7 protein-coding genes and 5 tRNA genes are annotated in these 13,087 nt (G+C 63.1%); 5 read left to right on the top strand and 7 right to left on the bottom strand.

Annotated elements, in window-relative coordinates:
- Positions 1–2 precede the first annotated feature (2 nt).
- Positions 3–1,772 carry an alpha-glucosidase gene (locus tag RDV55_RS09440; RefSeq protein WP_111824177.1) on the top strand — a complete coding sequence of 590 codons (1,770 nt, stop codon included), beginning with the start codon at positions 3–5 and terminating at the stop codon, positions 1,770–1,772.
- Between the two features lie 474 nt (positions 1,773–2,246).
- On the opposite strand, the gene RDV55_RS09435 is transcribed toward RDV55_RS09440, so the two are convergent.
- The 6 genes from RDV55_RS09435 to RDV55_RS09410 form a co-directional block, all read right to left on the bottom strand.
- Entirely contained in the window at positions 2,247–3,896 is a 1,650-nt protein-coding gene (locus RDV55_RS09435; RefSeq protein ID WP_111824128.1) for an Ig-like domain-containing protein, read from the bottom strand.
- Positions 3,897–4,359: 463 nt separating this feature from the next.
- Positions 4,360–4,434: transfer RNA gene (locus RDV55_RS09430), tRNA-Val, on the bottom strand.
- 1 nt (position 4,435) lies between these two features.
- Positions 4,436–4,506: transfer RNA gene (locus tag RDV55_RS09425), tRNA-Cys, on the bottom strand.
- 34 nt (positions 4,507–4,540) lie between these two features.
- Positions 4,541–4,613 (bottom strand) — tRNA-Gly (locus tag RDV55_RS09420).
- Between the two features lie 56 nt (positions 4,614–4,669).
- Positions 4,670–4,741: transfer RNA gene (locus tag RDV55_RS09415), tRNA-Val, on the bottom strand.
- 1 nt (position 4,742) lies between these two features.
- Positions 4,743–4,815: transfer RNA gene (locus RDV55_RS09410), tRNA-Gly, on the bottom strand.
- 153 nt (positions 4,816–4,968) lie between these two features.
- On the opposite strand from RDV55_RS09410, the gene glgX reads away from it, so the two are divergent.
- The 3 genes from glgX (at position 4,969) to RDV55_RS09395 (ending at position 8,990) form a co-directional block, all read left to right on the top strand.
- Complete coding sequence (gene glgX / locus RDV55_RS09405; RefSeq protein ID WP_111824127.1) at positions 4,969–7,080, top strand: glycogen debranching protein GlgX; 2,112 nt, start codon at positions 4,969–4,971, stop codon at positions 7,078–7,080.
- Between the two features lie 140 nt (positions 7,081–7,220).
- Positions 7,221–7,745: a DUF3000 family protein gene (locus RDV55_RS09400; RefSeq protein ID WP_165835864.1), complete on the top strand. Its 525-nt coding sequence runs from the start codon at positions 7,221–7,223 to the stop codon at positions 7,743–7,745.
- Positions 7,746–8,990 carry an HRDC domain-containing protein gene (locus RDV55_RS09395; protein ID WP_111824125.1) on the top strand — a complete coding sequence of 415 codons (1,245 nt, stop codon included), beginning with the start codon at positions 7,746–7,748 and terminating at the stop codon, positions 8,988–8,990.
- A 10-nt stretch (positions 8,991–9,000) separates the two neighbouring features.
- On the opposite strand, the gene dxs is transcribed toward RDV55_RS09395, so the two are convergent.
- Complete coding sequence (gene dxs, locus RDV55_RS09390) at positions 9,001–10,902, bottom strand: 1-deoxy-D-xylulose-5-phosphate synthase (RefSeq protein ID WP_111824124.1); 1,902 nt, start codon at positions 10,900–10,902, stop codon at positions 9,001–9,003.
- A gap of 134 nt (positions 10,903–11,036) precedes the next feature.
- Here dxs and RDV55_RS09385 point away from each other — a divergent pair, with 134 nt between their 5' ends.
- Positions 11,037–13,037 carry a S9 family peptidase gene (locus RDV55_RS09385; RefSeq protein WP_111824123.1) on the top strand — a complete coding sequence of 667 codons (2,001 nt, stop codon included), beginning with the start codon at positions 11,037–11,039 and terminating at the stop codon, positions 13,035–13,037.
- Positions 13,038–13,087 lie beyond the last annotated feature (50 nt).

The raw sequence follows: 13,087 nt of genomic DNA, 5'->3' as shown, positions 1-13,087 counted from the left end.
TCATGATTCACCGCCCACATCTGCTGCCAGCGGCACACACCCACGCCTCTCCCTGGTGGACAAACGCTGTCCTCTACCAGATCTACCCGCGCTCCTTTCAGGACACAAACGGCGACGGTTTCGGCGATCTGGAAGGGATTCGTCAGCGCCTGGACTATCTGGCGGACCTGGGCATCGACATCGTGTGGATCTGCCCTATCTACCGCTCACCTCAAGCGGACAACGGCTACGACATCGCGGACTATCGAGACATTGATCCTCTCTTCGGGGATCTTGATGCCTTCGACCGACTCATCGCTCGCGCCCACGAGCTCGGCATGCGTGTCGTCATGGATCTCGTCGTCAACCACACATCGATCGAACACCCGTGGTTCGTCGAATCCGCTTCCTCCGTGCACTCAGCGCGCCGCGACTGGTATTACTGGCGCGACGCGCGCCCCGGAATGCAACCGGGAGCGGCCGGTGCGGAGCCGAACAATTGGGAGTCGTTTTTCGGAGGATCGGCGTGGCAGTACGATCCCAATTCGGGCCAGTACTACCTCCATCTATTCGCCCGCGAACAGCCGGATCTGAACTGGGAGAACCCCCAGGTACGCGACGCCGTCTACGACATGATGAACTGGTGGCTCGATCGCGGCGTCGACGGCTTCCGGGTTGATGCCATCGACGTGATCTCCAAGGCACCGGGCCTACCGGACGGCGGTCCTGCACGCCCGCCATTCGGCGTGGGCCACGAGTGCTACGCGGACGGGCCGCGCCTGCACGAATTCTTGCAGGAGATGAACAGCCGAACCTTCGCTCATCATCCGGGTTCATTCACGGTTGGCGAGGCGTCGAATGCCTCCGCCGAGTCTGCGCTCTTATTCTGCGCGCCCGACCGTGGCGAGTTCAACATGCTCATTCAGTTCGAGCACGTGAATCTCGGGCTCGAAAACGGCAAGTTTACGCCTCGCCCCATGTCGGACGGAGAGCTGGCCGACGTGTTCACTCGCTGGCAGAACGCGCTCGGAGAGCGAGGGTGGAACGCTCTCTACCTGGAGAACCACGACCAGCCGCGATCGGTATCACGCTTCGGTGATCCCACAGCCTATTGGCGCGAGTCGGCCACGGCCCTGGCCACTGCGTACTTCCTGCAGCGCGGCACGCCCTTCATCTACCAGGGCCAGGAAATCGGAATGCTCGGAGGAGCGTTATCGACGCGTGCCGATTTCCGCGACGTCGAGTCCCTGAATTACCTCGATGGTCGCGAAGGCAACGAGGTACCGACCGGCCTGGCAGCCATGTCGCGCGACAATGGACGCACCCCGATGCAATGGGACGACTCCCCCACAGCCGGTTTCACCTCCGCCCACCCGTGGATCGGTCTTCCGCCTTCTTCCTCTTCCATCAACGTCGCGACACAGATCCAGGATCCGGGATCGATTCTGTCGTACTACAAGGCGCTTATCGACGCTCGCCACCGCATTCCCGCGTTGACCCAGGGCACCTTTGAGCGCATCGACGTCGGTGAGCCCGCACTCTTCGTCTACCGCCGCCACGCGCCGGACAGTGAGGTTCTCGTGATGGTGAACCTTTCGGGCGCCGTTCTCACCCCGCACTTCCCGGGTCCAGACGAGGCGTGGGTGCCGACGCGCTGGGCGCTCTATCTGGGTAATACGGATGTGCCGCATTCATCTGATTCTGTGCGTATGGGCAGCGATGAGGTACACGATGTATCTCCGCACGACGCGATGGGGCCGTGGGAGGCTCGCGTGTACCTCGTGGCGAACTAGCAACGAAAGGTTGCCCCCTGCGACTGTCTGCGCCTCCACTCCCAGCGGGTCAGCCTGATACAGAGGACCCCAGTCGAGGCCAACGCTGTCGTGAACAAGCGTCGTGGGCGAAGGGCAGATAAGGGCAACGCCGAACCCGGTGCCGGTCGTCAGCAGTTGTGCAGCGTCAATGACACTCAATCCCAAAGCAAAAGCTACAACAAGGGCGTCAAGCCGACTGCTCTACGACGAAGCCGTTACAATCTCTTATCGATGAGCATGAGCCGGTGGCACCTCGGATACCTACGGATAGAGTAACGCCGCAAGATGCCGGCCAGATCGCTCATTCGTGAAAGAACACCACCACAACATCGCGCGTCACAACAGCTGCCCGCGCCGTATCCGCGTCAACAAAAGAATGGGCGGGATGAGCAACGCTCATCCCGCCCACCGCAGTGTTCTCATGCCCTCAGGAGCAGGAGAAACACTTCATCGTCAGCGGTTGCGACGCTTGGCGACCACGAGGGACAGCCCCGCGATCGCGACGATTCCAGCCATCACACCCAAGCCTGCCGCGTCGGTACCGGTCTTGGCCAGCTGGGGAGCGGGCGACGGGGTCGGGGCAGGGGCAGAAGGCGTGGCCGACGGGGTCGGGGCGGGGGCAGAAGGCGTGGCCGACGGGGCCGGGCTGGGTGCGACCGTGTTGGTCAGTGTGAGCGAGTAGATCAGATCGTCAGTCAGGGTGAAGGTGGCCTCGCGCTTATCCGCCGAGAGTGTCACGCCACCAGCGGCCTCAAACACGCGGCTGTCACCGTCGACCCAGGTGATGCCAGCACCGGCGGGCAGATCACCCTCGGCTACCGTTACGACCGTGCCCAGAGGGAGGGACGTCGGGTAGGTGTAGGTCTCGCCAGCCTTGACGGTGGCCTCGACGGTCTTGTTCACAGCGGGATCCGCGTCATTCTTGAGCGTGATCGTCAGGGGATACTCAAGATCCTTCGCGGAGTCGGGCAGCGGACCCTCGATCTTCTTGGTCACCGAGAAAGTCTGGTGCGCGTAGGCATCGGCGGCCGCACCATAGCGGAGGACCTTCGTGATCGGCTCAACGACCTTACCACCGGGAACGTTGAAGTTAACGGTGTTGGCGAAGGCACCCACAACGTCGCCGGCACGCTTCGCACCCTCAATGTGGGCGGGGAGCAGAATGATCGCGGACTGGTTCGCGGGAATCTCCGCGAGAGTGACAGTCACCTTCGTGGAGGTGCACTCGATCTTCGCGGCGGCACCGAAGGCACCCTTCGACGTGTCATTGCCCTGGGCCAGCCCTTCGGAGGTGGTCGGATCAGTCACCAGGTAGGTGTGGTTCTTGGTGTACTCGTTAACGACGTCACAGTTGAAGCTCCAGTTAGAGCCCGCCGGCACCTCGTCGACGATCGACGCACCGGTCACAGCCTTGTCGCCGGCAGGGAAGACAACTCGCCACATGATGGCCTTATTCTCGTCGCCATCCTTGTCCTCGGAAAGGGTTAGCCAGCCGTCCTTCTGGTAGCGCGGAACCCCGGGGGTCCGACGCAGCATGTCAAGCTCACGCTCGACCTTGTCGCCGAGCTTGACGGTGTACTTCTCGCCACCGGGGCCGGTGTAGGAAGTAAGGCCGTTCGTCGAGATGTGGCCGTACCACTGTGCAGCAGACTCAACCTTGTCGTTGAAGACCACAGTCACCGTTCCGTCAGCAGCCCATGAGCCACACCCGACGACGACGCCATTGTTGGAGGTGACATCAAACTTACGAGCGACGTTGGGACGCAGGACGGACTCCCCCGTCGCGGCGTTGACGATCGACGCGCTGTAGGTAAAGTAGTCGCCCGCCTTAACGCGGCCCTCGGTGTTCCACGGCAGTTTGATGCCAAGACCCCACCAGTCGCCGACGGCGCGGGTTTCGCGACCCGCGTCATCAACGAGTTGGGCATTGTCCCAATCCAATGTGACCTTATTGCTGACATTCGTCGTAGGATCCGGGCAGCTCAACGGAACCGCGGCTGCCGGTGCCTGCGGGCCAACGACCTGCGCCAGACCCAAGAAACTCAGAACCAATGCGAAAACTGCAAGAAGAGCACCGAGGTAACGACGCTTTTGAGTAACCATAGAAAACTCCTGTCAAGGGGATGGGCGACAACGTCGCTTCATGCGTGTCCATCTTATGTCAATAATCTGCAAGGTGGTCAAGAATTAGCAAAAAGAGTTTTGCGTTCATCACATAATCCCAGGTCGACAAGCGTTGCTTTCCTTGTTCAATCGACACAATCCACAACGTGGCAACATTTGATATCCGTATGTGTCACTCACTGCACAAACACCCAACTGGGCAACTCGTCAAACTCATCAACCGCTCATGCATCAACAAAGAACGCTGCGGGCCACAACGTCACCGCCCCCGAGAACGCGCTTATCGAGCGGGGCATAGGCCGGAACGAGCAGACGAACCCATGCAGGCACAGGAGAGTTACGCCCTCAACAGCATGAGAGGAACACCGCCAAAATATGACGTCCCGCTCACCACCCAAAAGACGCGAATAAACAAGAAGCCGGATCGTCAGATCCGGCTTACTGGTGGGCGATACTGGGATCGAACCAGTGACCTCTTCCGTGTGAAGGAAGCGCGCTACCCCTGCGCCAATCGCCCGAGGTGGGTACGGGATTCGAACCCGTGTATACGGCTTTGCAGGCCGCTGCCTCGCCTCTCGGCCAACCCACCACACCCAATGGGATCGAATGGATTCCCGTTTGAGAGCGGATGACGGGACTCGAACCCGCGACCCTCACCTTGGCAAGGTGATGCTCTACCAACTGAGCCACATCCGCGTGAACCGCTTGTGCGGCCGGGCCATAGCCCGCCAATCCTGATTTCAGGATGACCGTGGGCGATACTGGGATCGAACCAGTGACCTCTTCCGTGTCAGGGAAGCGCGCTCCCGCTGCGCCAATCGCCCGAGCGGATGACGGGACTCGAACCCGCGACCCTCACCTTGGCAAGGTGATGCTCTACCAACTGAGCCACATCCGCGTTTCTCAGAACGTTTACCGTTCTTTGCAACGGGTAAAACCTTAACAGAAGATCCCCGCAGAACGCAAAACCAAAGCCCCGTTATCCAAGTCACATCGTCATAGTTGCGCGGATTATTGCCAGTCAGGAAGCATTCGTGGGACGCTTAGCGCTATGGAAACGCGACCCGGCAAGGCATACCCCCTGGGTGCCACCTTTGACGGAACCGGCACAAACTTTGCGATCTACTCGTCGGTGGCAACGTCCGTGACACTGTGCCTCCTAGATGACGACCTCAACGAGATGCGCATTCCCCTCACCGAGGTCGATGCCTATGTGTGGCACGTCTACGTCCCGCAGGTGCGCGCCGGCCAGCGCTACGGCTATCGAATCGAAGGACCGTGGAATCCTCACAACGGTCTACGCTGCGATTCTTCGAAGCTTCTACTGGACCCCTACGCGAAGGCGATCGAAGGACAGCTCACCGACTCCCTTGACCTTCTCTCCTACCGCGCAGACGATCCTCTCATGCTCAAGGGCGGGGATTCCGCGGACGCTACCATGCATTCGGTCGTCGTCAACCCCTTCTTCGACTGGGAGGGTGACTGCAGCCCGAGACACGACTATTCCGAGTCGATCATCTATGAGGCCCACATCAAGGGCATGACGATGCGTCACCCCGAGGTTCCCGAGGAGCTGCGCGGCACCTACGCCGGCATGGCCCACCCCGCGATCATCGAACATCTCACAAAACTGGGCGTCACCACGGTCGAGCTGATGCCGATCCATCAGTTCACAAACGACACGACGCTGCAGTCCAAGGGACTGTCGAACTACTGGGGCTACAACACGATCGGCTATTTTGCGCCGCACAACGCCTACGCCGCCACACGGGAGCCCGGTGCACAGGTTTCCGAGTTCAAGGCGATGGTAAAGGCGCTGCACGCCGCCAACATCGAAGTCATCCTCGACGTCGTCTACAATCACACGGCCGAGGGCAACCACATGGGCCCGACCCTGTCCTTCCGCGGCATCGACAACCCCTCCTACTATCGACTCGTCGACGGGGACCGCCAGCACTACTTCGACACGACGGGCACGGGCAACTCACTCCTCATGAGTTCCCCCCAGGTCCTGCAGCTCATCATGGATTCGCTGCGCTACTGGGTGACAGAAATGCACGTCGACGGCTTCCGTTTCGACCTCGCCTCCACGCTGGCCCGTCAGTTCGCCGAGGTCGACCGCCTGTCTGCGTTCTTCGATCTGATCCATCAGGATCCCATCGTGTCCCAGGTCAAGCTAATCGCAGAACCCTGGGACGTCGGCACCGACGGCTACCAGGTCGGCGGCTTTCCTCCCCTCTGGTCGGAGTGGAACGGTAGGTACCGCGACACGGTACGCGACTTTTGGCGCGGAGAGTTCTCCTCGCTGCCTGACTTCGCGTCCCGCCTGGCCGGCTCCTCGGACCTCTACGGGACGACGGGCCGCAAGCCGATGGCATCCATCAACTTCGTCATCGCCCACGACGGCTTCACGCTGCGCGATCTGGTGTCCTACAACGAGAAGCACAACGAGGCAAACCTCGAGGGCGGCGCGGACGGCGCGAACGATAACCGCTCGTGGAACTGCGGCGTCGAAGGCGACACAGACGACCAAGAGATTGTCGAGTTGCGCTACCGTCAGCAGCGCAACTTCCTAACGACCCTCATGTTCTCCCAGGGCGTTCCCATGATCGCCCACGGCGACGAGCTTGGCCGAACTCAGCGCGGCAACAACAACGTGTACTGCCAGGACAATGAGCTCTCGTGGATCAACTGGGATCTGGACGAGCATGATCACAAGCTCCTGCAATTTACCCGCCACCTCATTCACCTGCGCCGCGATCACCCGGTGATGCGCCGCCGTCGTTTCCTGGAGGGCCCCGCGCAGCGCGGCGGCGAGTCCGAACTCGGCGAGATCGAGTGGTTTACTCCCTCCGGCACACACATGACGGAGGAGGAATGGAACCAGCCGTGGGCACGTTCGACGATGGTCTTTTACAACGGCGACGCCATCCGCGAGCCTGACGCGAACGGGCGCCCAATCCTCGACGACGACTTCCTGCTGCTACTCAACGCGGCACCGGAGTCCGTCGACTTCACGCTTCCGGATACGAAGTACGGTCAGATCTGGCACACCGTCGTCGACACGGCCGGCGATGACGATCGCGACGAGTACCACTCGGGCGACATCGTGCACGTCGGCCCGAGGACCTCGTTTATTCTGCGCAACCCGCGCGGACTGTAGTGCAGACCCTCACCACCAACTTCCGGGTACGAGTGCCGGCTACTTATCGACCTGAGAATTGGCGGCGAGTCTGGCCCAAAAGGCATGTGCACACCCGTACGATTTGATTTGTGAATGAAAACGCGGTGCCCGAGGAGTTTATGCGGGCTCTGCTGTCCCTGCGTCAGGCGGACCACCTGCCGCACATACTCCTCGAGGAGGTTCCCCCTCCTAGTCGCCTTGCACCGTTTACTGCGGCGCTCGCGATGCGCACGACGGACGAGGATGAGGCCGGACAGCCCCTGTCGACTGGTCGCATGGTGATCCTGCACGACCCCGTGGAGCAGATCGGTTGGAACGGAACCTTCCGTGTCGTCGCTCAGATGCGCGCGCAGGTAGATTCGGAAATGATCGGCGATCCGATGCTCTCGGAGGGAATCTGGGGCTGGATGCTCGACTGCCTGGACACCGCAGGGGCCGGCCTCCGTGAGTTGACCGGTACAGTGACCCGGGAAATGAGCGAAACCTTCGGCGGCCTGGAGCTGCGAGGGTCTTCCCTGTTCGTCGAGGTCCGTGCGTCGTGGACGCCGAACAGTGAGTATCTTGGTGAGCATCTGTCCGGTTGGGCGGATGTGATGCGTCGGACGGCTGGAATCATACCAGCCCGTCATCTCGAAGGAGTCTGAGTGCTGGTGAACAATGGCGGCGGTTTGCCGCAGGGCGATACGGATAATCCGGAGCTTATCGCGCAGCCGCGTGGGGGCACCCCCGCCGTCATTGATACCCAGGTGGAGCTTGAGGCAGCAGCGCGCGCACTGAGCGCCGGTGCGACCCCGATTGCCCTGGACGTGGAACGCGCGCAGGGCTTCCGCTACGGGGCAGACCCGTATCTCGTCCAGATCCGACGCGAAGATGTGGGCACCTTCCTCATTGATACGCACGCGCTGCCGGAGCTATCCGTGCTTCAGCCGGGCGTGCAGGACGTGTGGCTGCTGCACGATTGTCTTCAAGATCTGCCGAATCTGCACCAGGTTGGCCTGCGTCCCTCGGCTCTCTTCGATACGGAGATCGCCGCGCGCCTCATCGGACTGGAGCGTTTCGGTTTGGCCGCCGTCACCGAGCAGGTTCTCGGCCTGGGACTCGTGAAGGATCATCAGGCCTCGGATTGGTCTGTGCGCCCTCTGCCTAAGGACTGGCTGCGCTACGCGGCTCTCGACGTCGAGCTGCTGACCGAGCTCTACTACCGACTCTCCAAGAGGCTGGATCAGATGGGTCGATGGGAGTGGGCGCAGCAGGAGTTCGCCTATGCCCTGTCGGTAACCCCCTCCGGCCCAAAGCCCGATCGCTGGCGTTCCGTTCCCGGAGCGGGCAAGATCCGTTCGCGCCGAGGCCTCGGCGTGCTTAAAGCCCTGTGGGAGACGCGCGAGTCGATCGCTATGCGCATCGACCTGTCCCCGGGGCGCCTCGTCCGTAACGCCGCGCTCGTGCGCGCGGCCTCGAATCCTCCGCGCAATAGGCGCGCCCTCATGAGCATCAGCGAGTTCCGCTCCCCCATTGCCCGCCAGTACGAGGCTGAGTGGATGCGGGCACTGGCTGCCGTAGCCGCAATGACGGAGGATGAGCTTCCCCCCAAGCGTCGGCCCGTTCAGCCCGGTTCGATCCCGGAGCCACGCCAGTGGAATCGCATTGACGAGGCCTCGGCCGCTCGCCTGGGAACGGTTCGTAACGCGGTCGCGTCGGTGGCGTCGAGCCTCGGGCTGGCACCCGACGTTGTGCTGGCACCCCAGGTACAGCGTTACCTGGCGTGGGCACCCCTGGACCCGTCGCGCCCGTCGGGCGACGAAGTTGAGGAGCGCATGGTCAATCGTGGCGCGCGCGACTGGCAGATCGATCTGACACTCGACCCGATCTGCGACGCGCTCGGCGTCTGATCGGGGTGCGTCAGCGGGCGCTGATGCACTCGAGCTGCTCGCGAACCGCACGCTCGATGCCGTCGGCGTCGAAACCAAAGCGTGCGATCATCTCGCCGCGATCTCCGTGTTCGGGGAATCCCTGCGGAACGCCCAGGCAGCGCACGGGCACTCCCGCATCTGCCACAGCGTCGCGCAGCGACCAGCCGAAGCCGCCCTGGACGATGCCATCCTCAACGGTGACGACGCAGTCGTATTCACGGGCAAGAGATGCCAGATCCGGCGAGATCGGAATCAACCACTGCGGGTCCGCGACCGTCACGCTCACGCCATCGCCAGCCAGGCGACGCGCGGCCTCGATCGCGTCGGGGGCGCACGCGCCTGTGCCAACGATGAGCACCCGAGCCGACGAGTCAGGCGCGGCCTCGTCGACGAGGATGTCCACTCCCCGCTCCGTGCGCAGCGCGGGCATGGGTTCGGGCAGCGAGCCCTTGCGGTAACGGATGACCGTGGGGGCATCGTCAACGTCGAGGGCCTCTCGCAGGCGGCAACGCAGAGTTTCCTCGTCGCGGGGAGCCGCCAGACGCAGGGTCGGGATCAGTGAGCACATCGCGATATCCCACACGCCGTTATGCGAGGCCCCGTCCGTGCCCGTCACACCCGCGCGATCCAGAACGACCGTGACTCCCGCTCGGTGCAGGGCCACATCCATGAGGAGCTGGTCGAAGCCACGATTCAGGAACGTCGCATAGAGAGCGACGACGGGGTGGGCACCCCGGAACGCCATGCCGGCGGCGGAGGTGATGGCCTCGGCCTCGGCGATACCGACGTCGATGACGCGCCCCGGGTAGGCCTCGTGCATGGGGCCCAGCCCAACGGGACTCATCATCGCGGCAGTGATACCGACGATGTCGTTACGCTTGGCCGCCTGGGCGCAAATCTCATCGGCGAAGACACCCGTCCAGCCGAAGCGTTCGGTAGCCACCGGCAACCCGGTCTCGGGGTGGATCGGGCCGACCGCGTGGAAGCGATCCGCGATGTCTTCCTCAGCAGGCGTGTAGCCGCGGCCCTTTTCGGTGATCATGTGGACGAGGACTGGCCCGTCAAGGGATCGCCCGCGGCGCAAAGCTGTCTCGACCGCGGCGATGTCGTGGCCGTTGACGGGGCCGATGTACTTGAGGCCCAGGTCTTCGAACATCACCTGGGGCATCAGCGCGTCCTTGATGCCCGACTTCAGGCCATGCAGCGCGTCGTAGGCCGCGCGTCCCGGCGTACCGTGACTGAGCAGATGCTGCTTGCCCCACGCCAGAGCCTTCTCGTACCTGGCGGAGGTGCGCAGCGCGTCCAGGTGGGCAGCGAGACCGCCGATCGTCGGCGCATAGGAGCGACCATTATCGTTAACGACGATCATGATGCGGCGCTTCTTCGACGTCGAAATGTTATTGAGCGCCTCCCACGCGAGGCCGCCGGTGAGCGCACCGTCTCCGATCACGCCCACGGTCCAGGTCCGATCCCCCTGGCGATGTTTCTCCCGCGAGATACCGTCCACCCACGCGATCGAGGCCGAGGCGTGCGAGGACTCGACGACGTCGTGTTCCGATTCGGCCCGCGACGGATATCCGGACAGGCCGCCCTGGCAGCGCAGCGAAGAAAAGTCCTGGCGCCCGGTGAGGAGCTTATGCACGTACGCCTGGTGGCCCGTGTCAAAAATAATCGTGTCTTGAGGGGAACGAAAGACCCTATGTAGGCCGATCGTCAGCTCGACAACACCCAGGTTCGGACCCAGGTGCCCACCTGTTCGCGACACGTTGTCAATCAGGAACCCGCGAATTTCCGCCGCCAATTCTTCCAGCTGCTCGCGTTCCAGGCGACGCAGCTCCCGCGGGGTGGTGCAGCGCGACAACAGGTCGCGTGACTCTCGTGTTCCAGACATGAGATCCAGTGTAGTTGCCCGAGCGTCTCATCTACGTATCAAAGTGCATGTCTGTCTCCTTCGGCCCGCGCAGGCGACAAGCGCGCGCACTAAGATGAGTGGTGTTGGCTCGCCGTACCGCTCAAGGAGGCACTATGTCCGTCACCGTCGCACCCCACGGCCTGTGGAAGTCGCCCATCTCGGGTGATTCCTTCACTGCCCGTTCGGTCACGCTCTCCCAGGTTCGTGTCGACGGACCCGACACCTACTGGGTCGAGGGGCATCCGCGCCAGGGCGGACGCGGAACACTGCTGCGTCGTCGCGGCACTGGCGAGACGGGCGAGGTTCTGCCCCTCATTGACGGCTCCCGCCTACCCGATGTCGGCACACGAGTCCACGAGTACGGCGGCAAGGCATACGCCGTTCACCACGGCGTTATCGTGTTCTCCGATCAGACCGACGGCCGCGTCTACGCCTTCGATACTGCCGATGCGCGCCGCGTCGTACGCCCCCTGACAACCCTGTCGAAGGTTCGCTACGGCGACTTCTGGATCGCGGACGTTCGCGACCTCGTCTACGCGGTGGCGGAGGACCACTCCGCCCCGGGCGATCCCGTCAACAAGATCGTGGCGATTCCGCTTGACGGATCCGCAGCCCGCGACGACAGCGCAATCATCACGGTGTTCGAGGGCACCGACTTCGCCCAGGCGCCGACGGTTTCCCCGGACGGCACGAAGATCGCCTGGCTCACGTGGAACCACCCGAACATGCCGTGGACCTATTCGCAGCTGCGCGTCGCGTCCCTGACCTTCGAGGGCACCATCGATCAAGAGGTCGTCCTGGTGGACCGCCCGGGTGTGTGCGTCTATGAGCCGCGCTGGAGCCTCGACGGCGACCTCATCCACGTCGACGACTCCTCCGGCTGGGCAAACCTGTACCGCACCCAGGGCTTCGTGTGGCGAGAGGGCGAGGACCTCAACGCGTGGGTCTCGCGTCTGCGAACGCGCGCGCTTCACCCGGGCACCCAAGCCTTCTCACACCCGCACTGGCAGCTCGGCCTGCACTCTTTCGACAACTACGACAACGACTACCTCATCTGTTCGTGGGCCGAGGACCAGGTCTGGCACATCGGCACCATCCGCATCGACAACGGAATGGCCGAGGAGTGGGCGACCGGCTGGTGGCCCATCGGTAACGTGGCTGCCGCGGACGGTCGCGTCGTCTTCCTGGCGGACTCCTCGACGCACACTCCCGCGATCATCGAGGTGTCGCGCGGCAAGACGAAGGTCCTGCGTCCTTCGTCCGAAGCGGAGGTGCCCACCGCTTTGGTCTCCGCTGCCGAGATGCTCACCTGGAAGACCTCGGACGGCGAGGAGGCCCACGGCTTCTACTACGCGCCCGTGAACCCCGACTTCGCAGCTCCCGAAGGCGAGCTGCCACCGCTTATCGTCAACGTGCACGGCGGCCCAACCAACGCGGCACGCCCCGGCCTGCAGGTGCCCTTCCAGTACTGGACCAGCCGCGGCTTTGCGGTTCTGGACGTGAACTTCCGCGGGTCGACGTCCTTCGGCCGTCCCTACCGTGAGCGCATCAACGGCAACTGGGGAGTCATGGACGTTCAGGACTGTATCGACGGCGCTCAGTACCTCATCGATTTGGGCCGCGTCGATCCGAAGAGGATCGCAATCCGTGGTCGTTCTTCGGGTGGCTTCACCGTGCTCAACGCGCTTGCGTCCTCCGACGTGTTTACCGCCGGCGCGTCGTTCTCGGGCATCGCCGACCTGGTCAAGCTGAAAGAAACCAGCCACAAGTTCGAGTCGCACTACGACGCGATTCTGCTCGGCACCGACGACACCTCCGACCCGGTGTGGGCGCAGCGCTCGCCCATCAACCGTGTTGGCGAGATTAAGGTGCCGCTCATGCTCCTGCAGGGCACCGACGACCCGGTCGTTCCCGCCTCGCAGGCCCAGGAGATGTACGAGGCCTTGCGCCAGGCGGGCAACGCTGTCGCACTCAAGCTCTACCAGGGAGAGGGGCACCGCTTCCGCTCGGCCATCAACATCAAGGATGCGTGGCAGTCGGAGCTGGCCTTCTACAGGACCGTCTGGGGCATCGCCACCGACGCCCCCATTCACGTGGAGATCGCAAACCTGTGACACCTCTTAGTCAGTCCCCGCAGCGCCAGGAACCGGCTGCGGGGACTCGC

The organism is Schaalia odontolytica (assembly GCF_031191545.1).
Classification (GTDB): domain Bacteria; phylum Actinomycetota; class Actinomycetes; order Actinomycetales; family Actinomycetaceae; genus Pauljensenia; species Pauljensenia odontolytica.
This window is presented reverse-complemented; position numbering and strand designations above follow the sequence as displayed.

Coding starts and splice junctions, on each gene's coding strand:
- RDV55_RS09435 (WP_111824128.1), bottom strand. CDS start 3,896: ATGGTTACTCAAAAGCGTCGTTACCTCGGTGCTCTTCTTGCAGTTTTC.
- RDV55_RS09400 (WP_165835864.1), top strand. CDS start 7,221: ATGCGGGCTCTGCTGTCCCTGCGTCAGGCGGACCACCTGCCGCACATA.
- dxs (WP_111824124.1), bottom strand. CDS start 10,902: ATGTCTGGAACACGAGAGTCACGCGACCTGTTGTCGCGCTGCACCACC.
- glgX (WP_111824127.1), top strand. CDS start 4,969: ATGGAAACGCGACCCGGCAAGGCATACCCCCTGGGTGCCACCTTTGAC.
- RDV55_RS09440 (WP_111824177.1), top strand. CDS start 3: ATGATTCACCGCCCACATCTGCTGCCAGCGGCACACACCCACGCCTCT.
- RDV55_RS09385 (WP_111824123.1), top strand. CDS start 11,037: ATGTCCGTCACCGTCGCACCCCACGGCCTGTGGAAGTCGCCCATCTCG.